18 protein-coding genes and 1 pseudogene are annotated in these 16,116 nt (G+C 68.2%); 9 read left to right on the forward strand and 10 right to left on the reverse strand.

Going from position 1 to position 16,116, the window contains the following annotated elements; all coding sequences use genetic code 11:
• Positions 1-2: 2 nt before the first annotated feature.
• The gene (locus AC52GN_RS01485) at positions 3-761 is read right to left on the reverse strand and encodes an ABC transporter ATP-binding protein (protein ID WP_291779169.1); all 759 of its coding nucleotides are present in this window, start codon (positions 759-761) and stop codon (positions 3-5) included.
• Positions 762-766: 5 nt separating this feature from the next.
• Positions 767-1,939 carry an ABC transporter permease gene (locus tag AC52GN_RS01490; RefSeq protein WP_291779173.1) on the reverse strand — a complete coding sequence of 391 codons (1,173 nt, stop codon included), beginning with the start codon at positions 1,937-1,939 and terminating at the stop codon, positions 767-769.
• Between the two features lie 183 nt (positions 1,940-2,122).
• On the opposite strand from AC52GN_RS01490, the pseudogene AC52GN_RS01495 reads away from it, so the two are divergent.
• Positions 2,123-4,217: pseudogene (locus AC52GN_RS01495) on the forward strand (S46 family peptidase).
• 66 nt (positions 4,218-4,283) lie between these two features.
• Here AC52GN_RS01495 and AC52GN_RS01500 read toward each other — a convergent pair.
• Entirely contained in the window at positions 4,284-4,595 is a 312-nt protein-coding gene (locus AC52GN_RS01500) for a YdeI/OmpD-associated family protein (protein WP_496527956.1), read from the reverse strand.
• A gap of 188 nt (positions 4,596-4,783) precedes the next feature.
• On the opposite strand from AC52GN_RS01500, the gene AC52GN_RS01505 reads away from it, so the two are divergent.
• Positions 4,784-6,880 carry a S46 family peptidase gene (locus AC52GN_RS01505; protein ID WP_496527957.1) on the forward strand — a complete coding sequence of 699 codons (2,097 nt, stop codon included), beginning with the start codon at positions 4,784-4,786 and terminating at the stop codon, positions 6,878-6,880.
• Positions 6,877-7,404 (forward strand): GNAT family N-acetyltransferase, encoded by a 528-nt coding sequence (locus AC52GN_RS01510; protein WP_496527958.1) that lies wholly within the window; start codon positions 6,877-6,879, stop codon positions 7,402-7,404. Before AC52GN_RS01505 ends, AC52GN_RS01510 begins: the two co-directional genes overlap by 4 nt.
• 28 nt (positions 7,405-7,432) lie before the next feature.
• Here AC52GN_RS01510 and pgsA read toward each other — a convergent pair whose 3' ends face one another.
• From pgsA to AC52GN_RS01535, 5 genes are all read right to left on the reverse strand, one after another.
• Complete coding sequence (pgsA, locus tag AC52GN_RS01515; protein ID WP_343828490.1) at positions 7,433-8,059, reverse strand: CDP-diacylglycerol--glycerol-3-phosphate 3-phosphatidyltransferase; 627 nt, start codon at positions 8,057-8,059, stop codon at positions 7,433-7,435.
• A 76-nt stretch (positions 8,060-8,135) separates the two neighbouring features.
• The gene (locus AC52GN_RS01520) at positions 8,136-8,750 is read right to left on the reverse strand and encodes a carbonic anhydrase (RefSeq protein WP_338577929.1); all 615 of its coding nucleotides are present in this window, start codon (positions 8,748-8,750) and stop codon (positions 8,136-8,138) included.
• 70 nt (positions 8,751-8,820) lie between these two features.
• Positions 8,821-10,719 (reverse strand): excinuclease ABC subunit UvrC, encoded by a 1,899-nt coding sequence (gene uvrC / locus AC52GN_RS01525; RefSeq protein WP_496527959.1) that lies wholly within the window; start codon positions 10,717-10,719, stop codon positions 8,821-8,823.
• Positions 10,720-10,735: 16 nt separating this feature from the next.
• On the reverse strand, positions 10,736-11,182 hold the full coding sequence (locus tag AC52GN_RS01530; protein WP_338577930.1) for a DMT family transporter: 447 nt from the start codon (positions 11,180-11,182) through the stop codon (positions 10,736-10,738).
• 8 nt (positions 11,183-11,190) lie between these two features.
• Positions 11,191-11,664 (reverse strand): NUDIX domain-containing protein, encoded by a 474-nt coding sequence (locus tag AC52GN_RS01535; protein ID WP_496527960.1) that lies wholly within the window; start codon positions 11,662-11,664, stop codon positions 11,191-11,193.
• A 193-nt stretch (positions 11,665-11,857) separates the two neighbouring features.
• Between AC52GN_RS01535 and AC52GN_RS01540 the strand changes: the two genes are divergently transcribed.
• The 6 genes from AC52GN_RS01540 (at position 11,858) to AC52GN_RS01565 (ending at position 14,748) form a co-directional block, all read left to right on the forward strand.
• A complete protein-coding gene (locus AC52GN_RS01540; RefSeq protein WP_496527961.1) occupies positions 11,858-12,607 on the forward strand; it encodes an SDR family NAD(P)-dependent oxidoreductase in 750 nt (249 codons plus the stop codon).
• Positions 12,608-12,689: 82 nt separating this feature from the next.
• Positions 12,690-13,226 (forward strand): 6-pyruvoyl trahydropterin synthase family protein, encoded by a 537-nt coding sequence (locus AC52GN_RS01545; RefSeq protein WP_496527962.1) that lies wholly within the window; start codon positions 12,690-12,692, stop codon positions 13,224-13,226.
• Positions 13,223-13,612: a dihydroneopterin aldolase gene (gene folB / locus AC52GN_RS01550; protein WP_269298733.1), complete on the forward strand. Its 390-nt coding sequence runs from the start codon at positions 13,223-13,225 to the stop codon at positions 13,610-13,612. The genes AC52GN_RS01545 and folB overlap by 4 nt, the downstream gene beginning before the upstream one ends.
• Positions 13,613-13,669: 57 nt before the next feature.
• Positions 13,670-14,044, forward strand: a complete 375-nt coding sequence (locus AC52GN_RS01555) for a serine/threonine protein kinase (RefSeq protein WP_313041158.1) — start codon at positions 13,670-13,672, stop codon at positions 14,042-14,044.
• 13 nt (positions 14,045-14,057) lie between these two features.
• Positions 14,058-14,432 carry a hypothetical protein gene (locus AC52GN_RS01560; protein ID WP_269298737.1) on the forward strand — a complete coding sequence of 125 codons (375 nt, stop codon included), beginning with the start codon at positions 14,058-14,060 and terminating at the stop codon, positions 14,430-14,432.
• Between the two features lie 25 nt (positions 14,433-14,457).
• On the forward strand, positions 14,458-14,748 hold the full coding sequence (locus tag AC52GN_RS01565; RefSeq protein WP_496527963.1) for a GNAT family N-acetyltransferase: 291 nt from the start codon (positions 14,458-14,460) through the stop codon (positions 14,746-14,748).
• Positions 14,749-14,918: 170 nt separating this feature from the next.
• On the opposite strand, the gene AC52GN_RS01570 is transcribed toward AC52GN_RS01565, so the two are convergent.
• Positions 14,919-15,245: a hypothetical protein gene (locus AC52GN_RS01570; RefSeq protein WP_291779225.1), complete on the reverse strand. Its 327-nt coding sequence runs from the start codon at positions 15,243-15,245 to the stop codon at positions 14,919-14,921.
• Positions 15,246-15,359: 114 nt separating this feature from the next.
• Complete coding sequence (locus AC52GN_RS01575) at positions 15,360-15,548, reverse strand: hypothetical protein (RefSeq protein WP_291779228.1); 189 nt, start codon at positions 15,546-15,548, stop codon at positions 15,360-15,362.
• Positions 15,549-16,116 lie beyond the last annotated feature (568 nt).

The following is a 16,116-nucleotide window of genomic DNA, read 5'->3' on the forward strand; positions in this document are numbered from 1 at the left end:
TGTCAGTGCGAGGCCAGGATGGCTTCGGGATTGGGGGTGCGGCGCTGATCGTCGATGATCACGCCGTCTTCGATGTGGATGACCCGGTCGGCCCAGGCCTCCAGGCGGGGGTCGTGCGTCACGCAGATGACGGCGGCGCCGTGTTCGGTGGCCGCCCGGCGCAGTAGGCGGATGACCACCTGGCCGTTCTCGCCGTCCAGCGCCGAGGTCGGTTCGTCGGCGAACAGGATCTGCGGGTCCTTGGCCAGGGCGCGGGCGATGGCGACGCGCTGCTTCTCGCCGCCGGACAGGGCGGCCGGGCGCTGGTGCAGGCGATGGCCGAGGCCGACCTCCTCCAGCGCCAGGGCGGCGCGCTTCTTGGCGCGATCGGGCGACAGGCCCTGGAACTTCAGCACCGTCGTCACCTGTTGCAGGGCGGTCAGCGACGGGAACAGGTTGAAGCCCTGGAAGATGAAGCCGCAGTGATCCAGGCGGAACTTGTCGATCCTGCCGCCCGACAGCTTCCACAGGTCATCCACGTCCAGGGCGTCGACGCGCCCTTCCTCGGGCCGCAGCAGGCCGGACAGGGCGGCGATCAGCGTCGACTTGCCCGAACCGGACGGCCCCATGACCATGGTCAGGTCGCCGTGGCGCGCGTCGAAATCCACGCCCTTCAGCACCTCGACATAGGACCGGCCGGACTTGAACCGTTTGACCAGACCCTTGGCCTCCAGGGCGAACTCGCCGTGCTTGCCGTGAACTTTCGTGTGCCCAAAAGCCATGGTGTTCATCGCAGCAGGTCCGCAGGTTGGCTCTTCTTCAGGATGCCCATCGACAGGAAGCCCGACAGCATGGAGATGCCGATCAGGCCTCCGCCGACCACGAGCAGCAGGCTGAGGGGCATGGAGATGATGACGGCGTTGGACAGGGCCAGCAGGGATAGCAGCCAGGTCAGCAGGATGGCCGCGCCGACCCCGACCATGCCGACCCAGAAACTCAGCTCCATGACAATGCGGCGCAGCGAGCCCATGCCGACGCCCAGGGCGCGCAGGGAAGCGAACTCCTTGATGTTGGCCATGATGGCGCCGCGCAGGGTCTGCCAGGTGATGGCCACGCCGATGATGATCCCCAGCACCACGCAGCCGCCGATGATGATGACCAGTATGCCTTCCTCGAACATGGCGCCGGCGTTGGCGTCGGCCAGCTGCTGACGGGTCCAGGCCTTCCACTGGCCGTTGCCCATGGCGTTCAACTGGGCCACCACATGTTCGGCGCGAGCCGGATCCTTGATCTTGATCATCAGCGGGCCGACGCGCGGCCCCTCGAAGGCCTGACCCAGCATCCGCAAGGAGTCGCGCGACATGACGATGGTCGGCTGCATCATGTTGGGATAGCCGCGCAGCACCCCGACCACGGTCACGGTCTGGCCGTTGAACAGGGCCTTGTCGCCCAGCTTGACGCCCAGCGGCGTCAGCGCCGTCTCGTCCACCGCCACGGTGAAGGGCTGACGTAGGGCGTCGACCAGTTCCTCGGAATAGTCGCGCGGGATGGTGACCGAGCCGGGCGCCGTGTCGATGATGTTGACCAGGACGCTCCGTTGCTTGGGCGCGCCCTGCCTGGCGCGGTCCGCCGCCGACATGGTCGGGTCGACGTCCTTGATGTTCTGGAAATTGCCGCCGGATATGTCGAGCGTCTTCACCTCGACCACCTCGGGGTGGTTATAGGCTAGGGGCACGAAGCGGCGCGGCATTCCTATCGGGCCGCTGAACAGGGCCTTGGCGCCGGGCTGCATGATGAAGATGTCGGCGCTGGAGCGCTCGATGGCGGCGGTGAAGCCCTTGCCGATGCCGATGAAGACCCCGGTCATGGCCAGCACGAGCAGGCCCGAAAGGGCCAGCGCCATGACGGCGGCCATATAGCGGCGCCACTCGAAGAGCAGCGTGGATAGCGCGAGCGACATGACGCGTATTCATTCCCCTGACTTGCGCTGTTATCTGACCGCCGCCCCGCCGGAGGCCAAGTTAAATCGGGGTAAGGCTGGCTCGGCCGGATCTATTGCGGGGCTTGAGGGGGCGGGCCTTGCGGGTCTAGTGACGGCGCCACAGCAAGACGGGGCGTGATGTCACGCTCTAGGGAGACGCCCATGTCACTTCGCCGCACCCTTTCCTTCGCCGCCTCTCTGGCCGCCCTCGGCATGGCCGCCGTCGTGGTCAACGCCCCTGCTTCCGCCGCACGCGCGGACGAGGGCATGTGGACCTTCGACAACTTTCCGATCCAGACGGTGAACGACAAGTACGGCACGCGCATCGATCAGGCCTGGCTGGATCGCGTGCGCAATGCGGCGGTGCGCCTGCAGGGCTGTTCGGCCTCGTTCGTGTCGGGCGAAGGCCTGATCCTGACCAACCACCACTGCGTCATCTCCTGCGTCCAGGATCTGTCGAGCGCCCAGAACGACTACGTCAAGAACGGCTGGATGCCGGCCACGCGCGAGGAAGAGAAGACCTGCCCCGGCCAGACCGCCGAGGTCCTGACCGACATCACCGACGTGACCGATCGCGTCCTGGGCGCCGGCGCGGGTCTGGAAGGCGCGGCCTTCGTCGCCGCCCGCTCGGCCGAGATCGACGCCATCCAGAAGGAAGCCTGCGGCGACGACCGCAAGCTGACCTGCCAGGTCATCAGCTTCTATCGCGGCGGCAAATACGCCCTCTACAAGTTCCGCAAGTACGAAGACGTGCGTCTGGTCTTCGCGCCCGAGTTCCAGGCGGCCTTCTTCGGCGGCGATCCGGACAATTTCAACTTCCCGCGCTACGCCCTCGATGCCGCCTTCCTGCGCGCGTATGAGGACGGCAAGCCGGTCGTCACGCCCAACCACCTGAAGTGGAACCCGAACGCGCCGGTCGACGGCGAAGTGACTTTCGTGGCGGGCAACCCCGGCTCGACCTCGCGCCTGCTGACCATGAGCCAGCTGGAGCGCCTGCGCGACCAGCAGATTCCTGATCACCCTGATCCAGGGCGCAGAGCTGCGCGGCCGCCTGATCGAATATTCGACGATCGGCGAGGAAGAGAAGCGCGTCGCGCTCGATCCCATCTTCGGCCTGGAGAACAGCTTCAAGGTCTACTACGGCCAGCAGGGTGCCCTGACCGATCCGGCCTTCATGGCCAAGAAGCGCCAGGAAGAGGCGGAACTGCGCCAGCGTGTCGCCGCCGATCCGGCTGTGGCCGAACGCATCGGCGACCCGTGGGCCGATCTGGAAAAGGTGCAGGCGACCGCCCGCGACCTCTATCTGCCCTATCGCCAGCTTGAAGCGAACGCCGGCGGCGGTTCGACCCTCTATTCCTACGCCCGCGCCATCGTCCGCGCGTCCAAGGAACGCGCCAAGCCCGTCGCCGAACGCCGCGCAGGCTACGCCGACAGCGACATCGCCGCCCTGGGCCGCCGCCTGGCCTCGGACGCGCCGATCCCGGTCGGCGTCGAGGAGATCCAGCTGTCGCACTGGATGCTGAAGACCCGCGAATATCTGACGGTCGACAGCGCCGACGTGAAGACCATGCTGGGCGCCGAAAGCCCCGAAGTCATCGCCGCCCGCCTGTCGCAAAGCCGCCTGATCGACCCGGCCTTCCGCGCCGAGGCCCTGGCCATGACGCCGGAACAGCTGGCCGCCTCGGGCGACCCGATGATCGCCTTCGTCCTGGCCAATGACGATGCGGCGCAAGCCGTTCGCACTCAGTGGGACGCGGGCGTCAACGCTCCGACCGCCCGCGCCGCCGAAAAGGTCGCCCAGGCCCGCTTCGCCGTCTATGGCGAGAACCAGTATCCGGACGCCACCTTCTCGCTTCGCCTGTCATACGGCCAGGTGAAGGGCTGGACCTATCGCGGCGTGACCGTTCCGTCCTTCACTCACATGGGCGGCCTGTACGAACGCGCCACCGGCGCCGAGCCGTTCAACGCCGCCGAGCGCTTCCTGGCGGCGCAGGACCGGATCAACAAGGACGTCGTCTATGACTTCGTCTCGACCAACGACATCATCGGCGGCAACTCCGGCTCGCCGGTGATCAACGCCAAGGGTGAAGTGATCGGCGCCGCCTTCGACGGCAACATCCACTCCCTGGGCGGCTCGTTCGGCTACGACGGCGAGCTGAACCGCACGGTCAGCGTCTCGACCGCCGCCGTCACCGAGGCCCTGCGCAACGTCTACGACCAGCCGCGCCTGCTGCGCGAACTGGGCGTGCGCCGCTGAGCCTGTCGGATTGGTATCCGGGATCTGGGGGCGCCTGCGGGCGCCCCTTTCTCTTTGCCCGCAGGCCTATCTCGACTTGCCCTGCTTCTCGATGAGCACAGCCTGTTGCCAACGGCCGGGAGCCTTGTCGGAGCGATGGATGCAGCCGACCCAGCAGCACGGCCGCCGCTTGCCTTCGTGCAATTCCTCAACCGCACGCTCGATCCGTTTCTGACGGGTGGCGGCCTGTTTGGCGTCTTCGACCCAGCAGATGAACTCATTGCGCCCCAGCGGGGTGAGGCCGCGCCACAGGTCGAGGGTTTCAGGCTCGTATGAGAGTCGCGCCCTCATGTCGTCCGGAACCTGATGCGCTACGCCTTGGGGGAAGTCGTCCGACATCGCGTCAATCCCGTCCCGTTTCGTCATTCGCCGAATCTAGACCCGCGAAGGCGCGATGTGAATGCTTTCGCCGGGGGTTGCGGTTTGCCTCCAGGTTCTGTTCAGACTGACCGCAAAGACGGCCTCGGGTTTAAGGGGCTGAAACCGGGCCTCGGCGATGACCAAGGCCGCGACGCCGAGGATGTCTCATGCGCACCACCTACGCCCCCCTTCTGTTCGCCTCGGCCGCCGTCCTGGCCTTCGCCGCCGCCTCTTCGGCCAAGGCGGAGGAGGGCATGTGGACCTATGACAACTTCCCCATCGCCCGCGCCAACCAGACCCTGGGCACGAACATCGACCAGGCGTGGCTGGACAGGGTTCGCCTGTCGTCGGTGAAGTTCGGCGGCTGTTCGGCGGGCGTCATCTCGGCCGAGGGGCTGGTGATGACCAACAATCACTGCGTCTCCTCGTGTGTCGCCAACCTGTCGACGCCGCAGCTTCAGTACAATGAGACGGGATTCACGCCCAAGAGCCGCGAGGAAGAGCTGCAGTGCCCCGGCGCCTCGGCCGAGATCCTGACCGACATCACGGACGTGACCCAGCGGGTGCAGAAGGCGGGCGAGGGTCTGGACGGTCAAGCCTTCACCCAGGCGCGCGAGGCCGAGGCCGGCCGTATCGAAGCGGAAGCCTGCGGTTCCGATTCCAAAATCCGCTGTCAGGTCGTTAGCCTGTATCGCGGCGGTCAGTTCAAGCTCTACAAGTTCCGCAAATACTCGGACGTGCGTCTGGCCTGGGCGCCGGAAGACCGCGCCGCGACCTTCGGCGGCGACCTGGACAACTTCTCCTTCCCTCGCTTCGCCATCGATGCGGCCTTCATCCGCCTGTATGAGGACGGCAAGCCCGCCGCGACGCCGACCCACTTCACCTGGAACCCGAACAAGCCGACCGAGGGCGAGCCTGTCTTCGTCACCGGCAACCCCGGCTCGACCCAGCGCCTGCTGACGCAGGCCCAGCTGATGACCATTCGCGACGTGGTCCTGCCGCTGGACCAGCTGATCGCTTCCGAACTGCGCGGTCGTCTGATCCGCTATTCGGAAGAGGGCGCCGATCAGGCCTTCATCGCCATGGACCCGCTGTCGGGGGTGGAGAACACCTACAAGCGCGGCCGCGGCCGCATGGCGGCCCTGATCGACCCGGCCTTCATGGACCAACTGGCCGGGCAGGAGACCGTCTTCCGTCGCGGCGTGGCCGAGAACGAGGCCCTGTCCGCCGAAGTCGGCGATCCCTGGGCTGTTCTTGCTGATGTCCAGCCGCTGGCGCGCGAGCTTTATCCGGCCATGGCTCTGCTGGAAGGCGGCACCGGCATGGGCACCACCTCGGTCGCGGGCGGCTCACCCCTGTTCCAATGGGCGCGGGCCATCGTGCGCGGCGCCCAGGAGCGCGCCAAGCCGTCTGAACAGCGTCTGTCCGAGTTTTCCGACAGCCGCCTGGCGGGGGTCCAGTCCAGCCTCTTCGCCGCGCGCCCGACCTATCCGGCGCTGGAGCAGATCCGCCTGGAGTGGTGGTTGTCCAAGACCCGCGAATGGCTGACGGTCGACAGTCCCTATGTCCGCACCCTGCTGGGCAAGGAAAGCCCCGAGGGCCTGTCCGCGCGTCTGATCGAGGGCACGAAGCTGGCCGACCCCGCCGTGCGCCGCGCCCTGTGGGAGGGCGGCCTGCCCGCCGTCCAGGCCTCGACCGATCCGCTGATCCAGTACGTCCTGGCCATCGACGCGCAAGCCCGCGTCGTCCGCACGGATTGGGAGAACCGGGTGCAGGCGCCGACCGACCGCGCGTCCGAACAACTGGCCACCGCGCGCTTCGCCGTCTTCGGAGACGCCGTCTATCCGGACGCCACGGGCACCCTGCGCCTGACCTACGGCCGGGTAGAGGGGACCGACGTGCCGGGGCAGCGCATCCCCGCCTTCACCACCTTCGCCGGACTGTGGGACCGCGCTACCGGCGCCGAGCCGTTCAACGTCGCGCCCAAGCTGCTGGCCGCCAAGGATCGCATCGACCCCGCGACGGTGATGGATATGGCGGTGTCGTCGGACACCATCGGCGGTTCGTCAGGCTCGCCTGCGGTCAACGCCAGGGGCGAGATCATCGGCGCCAACTTCGACTCCACCGTCCTGACCCAGCGCAACGCCTATGGCTATGACCGCAACGTCAACCGCAGCGTCATCGTCACCACCCAGGCCGTCACCACGGCCCTGCGCGACGTCTACGGCATGGATCACCTGGTCGAGGAACTCGGCGTTCAATGAGCGAGCTGAGCTTGCGCCCTGCAGCGCCGGACGATGTTCCGGCGCTGCATCGTCTGATCGAAAGCGCCTATCGCGGGGACAGCGCCAAGGCGGGCTGGACCCATGAGGCCGACCTGCTGGGCGGCCAGCGCACGGATGAAGTTGAACTGCGCGACATCCTGGCCGACGCCTCGCGGATCATTCTGCTGGCCGAGGTCGAGGGCGGCCTGACCGGCTGCGTCCAGGTGGCGGATCAGGGCGAGGGGCTGGCCTATCTCGGCCTGCTGACCGTCGATCCGGCGCGTCAGGCGGGCGGTCTGGGGCGGGTGCTGATTGCGGCCGCAGAGGCCGAAGCCGCTGCCCGCTTCGGCGCCGCCCGCATGGAGATGACGGTCATCCGGCAACGCGCCGAACTGATCGCCTGGTACGAACGGCGCGGTTATCGCCTGACCGGCGAGACGCGGCCCTTCCCGCTGGACGACGAACGCTTCGGCCTGCCCCAGACGCGCGAGCTGGAGTTCGTGGTGCTCGAGAAGACGCTCTGACGTCCTTCTCCCACAAGGGGAGAAGGATTTAGAGATCCCGCATCTGCTTTTGGGCGGCGCTGAAATACTGCCAGCCGGTCCACAGGGTCACCAGGGCGGCCAGCCAGATCAGGGCGTCCGAGAACAACTGGAAGGCAGGCAGATAGTCGAACGGCAGGCCCCAGCCGTCCCAGTTGCGCGCGAACAGCTGGCAGCCCAGGGCGACCATCTGCAGGGTGGTCTTCCACTTGGCGGCGAGGGTCACCGGCAGGGTGATGCGGCCCGCCATCGTCTCGCGCAGGGCCGAGACGGCGAACTCTCGGAACAGGATCAGGCCGCAGGGAATGATGATCTGCTGCACCGACCCGCTCGTCAGCACGCCCAGCACGGCGCCGGTGACCAGGATCTTGTCGGCGATCGGGTCCAGAATGGCCCCCCAGCGAGTCTCGGCCTTCCAGCGGCGGGCCAGGTAGCCGTCGATCCAGTCTGTCGAGGCGGCGATGACGAAGATCCAGAAGCCCGTCCGATACATGGCGAACTGGTCGTCAGGGCTCAGCCAGGCCGAGACGAAGGGGAAGCCGCTGGTCGCGCCCGCCAGCAGCAGGAACATGACGATCCCGGCCGCCAGCCGCAGGCTGGTCAGGATGTTGGGGATGGCTTTGTAGGCAGGGGCCATGACGTCTTCCGTTGCAACACGCCGGGTGTGCCACGGTTCGCGGCCAGAGGCGAGGGTGGAGGCGAGGGCGCCGTCCTCAGTCCAGCCGCTCGAACCGTCCTGGCCCAGTCAATTTGGACAGGATGCCCAGGGCGATGCCGAAGTGCAGACCGCTGAGCTTCAGTTCGCCCGCCGCCTCCTTCTCCGCGATCCAGGGGAAGGTGCGCAGATTGTCCAGCGACAGGCGCACCACGGCCTCCTCGGCCGCGCATTCGACCTGATCGGCGGGCAGCGTCTCGACCACGCGGCGCACGGTCGGGGCGGCCTGCTCGACCCAGGGGGCGACGAAGTCCTGACAGTTGGCGGGCGAGCCCTTGAGCATGGCGGTGACGCCGCCGCAGGAGGCGTGGCCCATGACGACGACATGCCGGACCTGCAGGACGTTGACGCCGAACTCCAGCGCCGCCGAGACGCCGTGCAGCTTGCCGTCCGGCTGATAGGGGGGAACCAGGTTGGCGACGTTGCGCACCACGAACAGCTCGCCCGGCGCCGTGTCGAAGATCAGGGCCGGATCGGCGCGACTGTCGGAACAGGCCACGACCAGGGTGTGCGGCTTCTGGCCGTTGGCGGCCAGGGCTTCGTATTCGGCGTGTTCGGACGGCCACCGATTCTGGCGGAAGCGGTGATAGCCCTTGGTCAGTTCGTCGGTCATGACCTAGCCCTTAGACCCGCGACGGTTCGTCGCTCAACCCGAAAACGCCGCTGGCCGAAATGCGTCTGGTTCAGGACTTGTGAAAGAAACCGTGGATGCGCTCAGCCAGGGCCTGGCTGACGCCGTCCACCTTGACCAGATCGACGACCGAGGCGCGACTGACCCCCTTGGCCGAGCCGAAGGCGTGCAGCAGGGCCTTCTTGCGCCCCGGCCCGACGCCCTCGATCTCGTCCAGCGGGTTCTTCTTGATGTCCATGGAGCGGCGCTTAGCGTGGGCGCCGTTGGCGAAGCGGTGCGCCTCGTCTCGCAGGCGTTGCAGGTAGTAGAGGGCAGGGCTTTTCAGCGGCAGCATGAAGGGCGGCTTGCCGGGCATGAAGAACTTCTCCAGCCCCGCGTCGCGGTCCGGCCCCTTGGCCACCCCGACCACGGCGATGTCGTCGACGCCCAGATCGGCCATGACGGCCAGCACCTCGGCCAGCTGACCCGCTCCGCCGTCGATCAGCAGCAGGTCGGGGCGTTCGACCGCCTCGCCGGCCTCCTCGTCCTTGACCAGTCGGCCGAAGCGGCGGCGCATGACCTCGCGCATCATGCCGTAGTCGTCGCCGGGCGTCAGGTCTTCGCCCTTGATGTTGAACTTGCGGTACTGGTTCTTGCGGAAGCCTTCGGGGCCGGCGACGATCATGCTGCCGACGGCGTTGGACCCCTGAATGTGGGCGTTGTCATAGACCTCGATCCGCTCGGGCCGGGCGTCCAGGCCGAAGGCTTCGCACACCTCGTCCAGAATCTTCGACTGGGCCGAGTTCTCGGCCAGCTTGCGGCCCAGCGCCTCGCGGGCGTTGGTCAGGGCGTGATCGACCAGACTGGCCTTGCCGCCGCGCTGGGGGCGGGCGATCTCGACCCGGTGTCCGGCCTTCATGCTGAAGGCCTCCTCCAGCAGCTCCAGCTCGTGCGGGCGGACGTTGGACAGGATCAGGCGCGGGACCGGCTTGTCCTCATAGAACTGGCCCAGGAAGGCGGCGAGGATTTCGGGGTCGCTGTCGCTCTTGTCCACGCGCGGGAAATAGGCGCGTCCGCCCCAGTTCTGGCCCGCCCGATAGAAGAAGACCTGGACGCAGGCCTGGCCGCCCTCGGAATGCAGGGCGAAGACGTCGGCCTCGGCCACACCGTCGGCGTTGACGCTGCTCTCCATGGCGATGGCCGACAGGGCGCGGATGCGGTCGCGCACGCGGGCGGCGGTCTCGAAGTCCAGGTCGTCCGACGCCGCCTGCATCTCCTGCGACAGGCGGCCGATGACGGCGCGCGATTTGCCGCGCAGGAACTGCTCCGCCTCGGTGACCAGATCGCCGTAATCTTCGAGCGAGATCAGGCCGGTGCAGGGCGCCGAGCAGCGCTTGATCTGGTGCAGCATGCAGGGGCGGGTGCGCGTCTCATAGACGCTGTCCGAACAGGACCGCAGCAGGAAGGCTTTCTGAAGCGTGTTCAGCGTGTGGTTGACCGCCCAGGTCGAGGCGAAGGGGCCGAAATAGTCGCCCGGAATCGTATGGGCGCCGCGATGCTTGCGGACCTGGGGCGCGCGGTGGTCGCGGCGGATCATCAGTTCGGCGAAGGACTTGTCATCGCGCAGCACCACGTTGAAGCGCGGCTTCAGCTTCTTGATGAAGTTGGATTCGAGCAGCAGGGCCTCGGTCTCGGACGCCGTGACCACCAGCTCCATCGAGCGGGTCAGGCTGACCATCAGGCCGATGCGCTGGGTGTGGAAGCGGCCTTGCGCGTACTGGACAACCCGCTTCTTCAGCGACTTGGCCTTGCCGACATAAAGGCAGGCGCCGTCCTCGCCGTACATCCGATAGACGCCGGGCTTGTCGGGCGCGCGCCGGGCCTCGTCCGCGATCAGCTCGGCGGCCTGAAGCGGAAGGGCGTTCGCCTGCGAGTCGGGCGTCTCCGGGATGTCGGGCGTCGGGTCGGTCATCAGGCGGGATATAGGCTCAGCCGCGCCGGACCAGAAGCACCCCGCCGATCACCAGCAGCACGCCGGCGATGCGCGTCAGGCTGATCGGCTGCTGCGGCACGCCCATGACGCCGAAATGATCGAGGATCAGGCTCAGCGCCAGCTGGCCCGCCACCATCAGGGTGATGGTCAGCGCCACGCCGATCTTGGGCACGCCCCAGGCGGCGGCCACCACGAAGACGCAGCCGTAGAGCCCGCCCAGCCAGGCCCAGGCAGGCAGGGCCTTCATCGCCTGCACGTCCGGCCGCGCCTGCAGCGTCACGGCGACGAGAGCCAGGGCGACGGTTCCCACGGCGAAGGAGACGAGCGCCGCATTGACCGGCGAGCCGACGGCGCTGGCCAGTCGCGCATTGGTCGGTCCCTGCAGGGCGGTGGCGGCGCCGCCCAGGATCATGGCCAGCAGGGCGAGGACGGGAAGCTGCATTGATGGTCTCACCAGTTCGGATCGGGGGCGGCGCCGCCGAAGATCTCGGCCAGACGGTCGCGAGTGGCGCGGGTCGTGTCTTCGGGCAAGGCGTCCGGACGGAACCAGCCGATCTCGGCGATCTCGCCGTGGCTGGTCCGCTCGGTCATGTCGAAGGCGTCGATGCGGAAGACCAGGACGTGATCCCCCGGAAAGAAGCGTTCGTTGGAGTGGACCGACAGTAGGCGCGGCTCGCCCCTGACGATCAGCCCCGCCTCCTCGCGCAGTTCGCGGATGACGGCGGCCTGGGTGGTCTCGCCCTTGTCCACTCCGCCGCCGGGCAGCCACCAGCCCTCCAGATAGGTGTGTTTGACCAGAAGCACCCGACCTTCGTCGTCGACCGCCGCGCCGCGCACGCCCAGCGTCATGCCTCGGCTCATCCGCGACCAGGCGAAGAACAGCGGACGGGTGAAGGGTTCGATGCGGGTGCGCCAGTTCGCCATGCGCGAACGATAGGCTGTCGTCGGGCGGCTTGAACAGGGGCGCGCTTGCCCCTATTCGGGGACAAAATCAGGAGACCCATCATGCTGGCCATCGCCATCATCTTCGCCTTCATCGCCGTCATCGCCGCCTTCAACTACTTCGAGTTCGGCCGGGTTGACTGACTTCAGGTCGGCTGACGCCTCGTTTCGAGGCGTGGCGCTGGTCACGGCCGCCTCGCGCCGGATCGGGGCGGTGCTGGCGAAGGCGGCGGCCCAGGCGGGCTATGACGTCGTCGTCCACTATCGTTCCGACGCGGACGGCGCACAGGGCGTCGTCCAGGCCATCGAGGCCATGGGACGGCGCGCCGTCGCCGTCCAGGCCGAGCTGACGGACGCCGCGGCGCGGACCGCCCTGATCGACCAGGCCGCCGCCTTCGGGCCGTTGCGGGCGCTGGTCAACAACGCCTCCCTGTTCGTCTATGACCAGCTGGAGACCTTCCGTGAGGCGGATCTGCGCCTTCATCACGAGGTCAACGTCCTGGCGCCCCTGGCCTTGATCCGCGACTTCGCCGCGCGCCTGTCGGACGGGGACGAGAACGGGGAGGGGGGCGTGGTGGTCAATATGCTGGACTATAAGGTCACGGCTCCGAACCCCGACTTCTTCTCCTATACGGTCAGCCGCGTGGGCATCGCCCATATGACCGGCGCCCTGGCGCTGGCCCTGGCGCCGCGCATCCGCGTCTGCGGCATCGCGCCGGGTCTGACCCTGCCCTCGGCCGGGTGGCCCGAGGCCGACTATGAGGCCGGGGCGGAGGCGACGCCGCTGAAGCGGCCGGTGGCGGTCGAGGACCTGGCGGCGGCCCTGACCTTCATCCTGACGACGCGCAGCCTGACCGGCCAGAACCTGGTGGTGGACGCCGGGGCCGGCTTGACGCCCCGCGACCGAGACCTGGAGTTCGCCTGAGCCTCGTCGGCTTCGCCGCCACATGACCTTTATTTGCCGATAGGTTGGTGCTTTAGCTGCCGCCGTTCATCCTGAGATCTTCATGCCCGCTGTCCGTTTCACCCGCCGCTTCTCGATGGCGCACCGGCTGATCGCCGATGCGGGGTCGAAATGCGCCGTGCCGCATGGGCACAATGAGTTCGTGACGGTGACGCTGGAGCCGACGGCAGAGATCGATTTCGGCGGGGCCAATCATGCGGCCTCGTTCGAGCGGCTGAAGGCGCGCTGGCACGGCTTCGTCGACCGCAGTCTGGACCACGCCTTCCAGCTGAACCGCGCCGATCCCCTGCTGGCCTGGTTCCAGAAGCATGAGCCGCATCGCCTGAACCAGGTGCTGACCGTGGACGGCGACCCGACGACCGAGGCCCTGGTCATCGCCCTGTGGCGCAAGCTGGAGGCCATCCTCAAAGCCGAAGGCCCGCCCTTCCGCCTGGCCGAGCTGGCCATTGAGGAGACGCCGACCAACACCGTCCTGGCGCGCGGCCTGACCGAGGCGGAGCGGGCCTGGGATCTGGGCGCCTGGTGCGACCGGGCCGATTTCAGCATCAATGATCTTCTGCCGTCGGAGACCTGGTCTTGAGCGCCGTCGTCACCCCCCTGCCGTCCGTCGAACCGCGCCGCCTGGGCCTGAAGGTCATGGTGCGCGCCCTGAAGGTCGAGGCCTCCATCGGCTTCTATGATCATGAGCATGGGCGGCTGCAGCCCCTGGTGGTGGACGTCGAGCTGGACCTGGGCGCCGCGCCGGTCGAGCGGCTGGCCGATACGCTGGACTATGACGGCGTGGCCCGCATCGTGCGCGAGCTGGCGGCGGGGCCGCACATCGCCCTGATCGAGACCTTCGCCGAGCGCACGGCCGTCGCCTGCCTGGCCGATCCCCGCGTGCTGAGCGTCGTCGTGCGGGTCGAGAAGCCCGGCGCCATTCCCGATGCGGCGGCGGCGGCCTGCGAAGTCGCCTATTCCCGCTGAGGCCGGTTGCGCGGGGCCGTTCGTCCCGCCATCATCCCGGCCTGACAAGAGGTTCCGATGGTCCAGTCCGGCGATTACAGCAGCAACAGCGGCGGCGAGGTCTCGGCCGACCTGACGGGCCTCTACGCGGGTTACGCCCTGATCCTGCTGGCGGCGCCGACCTTCGGGGCGGCGGCGGCGATCGGCCTGCTGCGCGTGTGGCGCCGACCGGCGCCCGCCGATCCGATGCTGCGCAGCCACTTCGTCTTCCAGCAGCGGACCCTGTTGGCGGCGGTGTGCGCCATCATCGCCGGCGCGGTGCTGATCCTGGTCAACGTCGGGGTCTTCGTCCTGTTCGTCATGGCGGTCTGGACCATCGTGCGCGGCGCCCTGGGGCTGAAGGATCTGCTGACCGGGCGGCCCATCGCCGAGCCGCGTCGTCTCTTCTACTGAAAGGTCCGCCGTCATGAGCGATCAGAACACCGCCGCGCCGGTCGCGGGCCGAGACGGCGCCGTGGTGGCGTGGATTCTCTACATCCTGTCGATCCCCAGCGCGAACGTGCTGGTGCTGGTCGGACTGGTGCTGGCCTATGTGAACCGGGGCTCGGCGACGGGGCTGGCGGCCCAGCACGTCGAGGCGCAGATCAGGCTGTTCTGGTCGGTGTTCTGGATCAGCGCCGTCCTGTGGGTGCTGGTGGCGGTCAGCGCCGTGGCCTCGGCCTTCCTGATCGGGATTCCGTTCCTTCTGCTGTTCGGGCTTCTTTTGCTGCTGGTGTCGATCTGGTTCACGGTGAAAAGCGTTCTGGGTCTGCTGGCCCTGCTGAGCGACCGGCCGGCCTGAACTGATCCATTCGGGAGGAGCCGCCGTGCCCGCCTTCAAAGACCACGCCGCCGATCGCCGCTTCCAGCAGATGTTCGCCGATGCGGACGGGACCGAGCATCCTGTCTGGGCCGAGTATGCCGTGCGCGGCCACGCCCGCGTCATCCTGCACGTCGAGGCCCACCCGGCCCTGCGCGGCTCGGGCGCGGCGGGCCGCTTCATGCAGGCCCTGGCCGAGCACGCCCGCGCCGAGGGGCTGACCCTGATCCCGCATTGCAGCTATGCGGTCGCCTGGCTGAAGCGCCATCCCGAGTACGAAGACGTGGTGGGGGCGTAGCGGCGCGCCTGCTGGATCCTCGGGTCAAGCCCGAGGATGACGGCGTTGAAGGGAGAGGCGCGGCAAAGCGCCCAGGCCGCGTCGGGTCGAGAAGGCGGAGCCTTCTGACCGCGGCCCGCTAACATCACTCGCGTCGGGTCGAGAAGGCGGAGCCTTCTGACCGCGGCCGATCAGGAATGACTCTTCGCCACGATGGCTTTCATGGTCTCGGCCTTGGACGGCAGGTCGGCGACCAGGCGGGCGGCCAGTTCGCGGGCGCCGACGGGATAGGCGTCGCCGCCGTCGGCGATCTCCTTGGCCATGTCGGCGGCCTTGCACAGGGCGACCTCGAGGGCCTCGACCTGTTCGAGCGCCAGGGCGCGGGCTTCCGCCTGCAGGCGCTTGACCCGTTCGGCGGTGGTTTCGGGCGCGCGCATCAGGTCATAGACCTCGGCTTCCGGCGAGGAGACCACGCGCAGGGCGGCGCGGGCGTCGGATTCATTGCTGGACTTGGTCATCGGCGTCTCTCCTTAACGCACCATGCCGCATTTTCGCCGCAAGGTCGCATCCCATTTTGCGGCCAAGCTCGACGGCGCGCCGCCATGTTGCCCGTAAGCCTCATGAACCGGGCCTCATGAATCGGGGATGAAGGGCGGCGCGGCCCAGCGCGCGCGACGCCGCTCCGCGATGGCCCACAGATGGTCGATGCGGCTGGCCAGCTCGCGCCGCAGCCGCCGTTCCTCGGCCGGATGCAGGGGCCGGTCGTCGTCATCGGGGACAGGCGGGGACGCAGGCGCGCGCGGCGGTCGCGGACGGGTCATGGGGTCCTCTTTCTCCCTCCCCTTCATGGGGAGGGTGGTCGCGCAGCGACCGGGTGGGGAGGGCAAGGGCTGGGCGCGGCGTGTGGCTGGCGGCGTCGCCCCCACCCGGCTTCGGCTGGCCCTCAGCCGCCCTCCCCATGAAGGGGAGGGAGATTGGGCGCACGGGTTTGGCTGCCGCGCCTTTCGGCGGGCGGTTGGAGGGCTGAGCGGAGCGCCGGGCCGACGCCCGGAGTTTGATGTGTAGTACCGTTTCGACGCCGACAGACGCTCCGCGCGGACGGGCTTCCACGAGCTCGGGGCAGGCGCCGGTCTTATCGGCTACCCCCGGCGCCCGCGGCGGGCGGGGGCCTGCTTGCGACAGGCCTCCCGGAACGGTCCGCGTAACCCCCGCGACCCTGGCCGAAGCCTCTCTGACGGACGGGTCGAACGCCCCGTCGCTAGGCTCCGTCGGCTTCTTGTTGGGTGCGGCCTACCGCCCTTCGGGCTACTTGAGGCCGCGAAAGCAGCCAGCGCCCGTTGGGTGGCAAGCCGGGCGCCGGCGCCGGCGTTCGCCCGCATCGTCGCCCTT

The organism is Brevundimonas sp. SS2672 (genome assembly GCF_059579685.1).

Excerpts from the sequence above, each read along its gene's own strand:
- AC52GN_RS01485 (WP_291779169.1), bottom strand. The coding sequence starts at position 761 with ATGGCTTTTGGGCACACGAAAGTTCACGGCAAGCACGGCGAGTTCGCC.
- AC52GN_RS01490 (WP_291779173.1), bottom strand. The coding sequence starts at position 1,939 with ATGTCGCTCGCGCTATCCACGCTGCTCTTCGAGTGGCGCCGCTATATG.
- AC52GN_RS01500 (WP_496527956.1), bottom strand. The coding sequence starts at position 4,595 with ATGTCGGACGACTTCCCCCAAGGCGTAGCGCATCAGGTTCCGGACGAC.
- AC52GN_RS01505 (WP_496527957.1), top strand. The coding sequence starts at position 4,784 with ATGCGCACCACCTACGCCCCCCTTCTGTTCGCCTCGGCCGCCGTCCTG.
- AC52GN_RS01510 (WP_496527958.1), top strand. The coding sequence starts at position 6,877 with ATGAGCGAGCTGAGCTTGCGCCCTGCAGCGCCGGACGATGTTCCGGCG.
- pgsA (WP_343828490.1), bottom strand. The coding sequence starts at position 8,059 with ATGGCCCCTGCCTACAAAGCCATCCCCAACATCCTGACCAGCCTGCGG.
- AC52GN_RS01520 (WP_338577929.1), bottom strand. The coding sequence starts at position 8,750 with ATGACCGACGAACTGACCAAGGGCTATCACCGCTTCCGCCAGAATCGG.
- uvrC (WP_496527959.1), bottom strand. The coding sequence starts at position 10,719 with ATGACCGACCCGACGCCCGACATCCCGGAGACGCCCGACTCGCAGGCG.
- AC52GN_RS01530 (WP_338577930.1), bottom strand. The coding sequence starts at position 11,182 with ATGCAGCTTCCCGTCCTCGCCCTGCTGGCCATGATCCTGGGCGGCGCC.
- AC52GN_RS01535 (WP_496527960.1), bottom strand. The coding sequence starts at position 11,664 with ATGGCGAACTGGCGCACCCGCATCGAACCCTTCACCCGTCCGCTGTTC.
- AC52GN_RS01545 (WP_496527962.1), top strand. The coding sequence starts at position 12,690 with ATGCCCGCTGTCCGTTTCACCCGCCGCTTCTCGATGGCGCACCGGCTG.
- AC52GN_RS01555 (WP_313041158.1), top strand. The coding sequence starts at position 13,670 with ATGGTCCAGTCCGGCGATTACAGCAGCAACAGCGGCGGCGAGGTCTCG.
- AC52GN_RS01560 (WP_269298737.1), top strand. The coding sequence starts at position 14,058 with ATGAGCGATCAGAACACCGCCGCGCCGGTCGCGGGCCGAGACGGCGCC.
- AC52GN_RS01570 (WP_291779225.1), bottom strand. The coding sequence starts at position 15,245 with ATGACCAAGTCCAGCAATGAATCCGACGCCCGCGCCGCCCTGCGCGTG.
- AC52GN_RS01575 (WP_291779228.1), bottom strand. The coding sequence starts at position 15,548 with ATGACCCGTCCGCGACCGCCGCGCGCGCCTGCGTCCCCGCCTGTCCCC.